Origin of the sequence: Flavobacterium solisilvae (assembly GCF_012911605.1) — a bacterium.
Taxonomy (GTDB): domain Bacteria; phylum Bacteroidota; class Bacteroidia; order Flavobacteriales; family Flavobacteriaceae; genus Flavobacterium; species Flavobacterium solisilvae.
The window spans coordinates 1-222 of sequence record NZ_JAAMPT010000007.1; the positions used below are offsets into that span (position 1 = coordinate 1).

1 protein-coding gene is annotated in these 222 nt (G+C 40.5%); it reads left to right on the forward strand.

Annotation, left to right across the window (positions count from 1 at the left end; translation table 11 throughout):
- Positions 1-222 (forward strand): hypothetical protein (locus G6042_RS00035; RefSeq protein WP_169522284.1); only part of this gene is annotated, 222 nt, incomplete at both ends.

Sequence of the window (222 nt, forward strand, 5' to 3'; positions counted from 1 at the left end):
AACCAACATTGGCTTGTTATGAAACAGCTACATTCAATACGACTACGTGTCAATGGGATGTTACAGGTACACAACCAGTTCAACCAACATTGGCTTGTTATGAAACAGCTACATTCAATACAACTACGTGTCAATGGGATGTAACAGGTACGCAACCAGTACAACCAACATTGGCTTGTTATGAAACAGCTACATTCAATACGACTACGTGTCAATGGGATG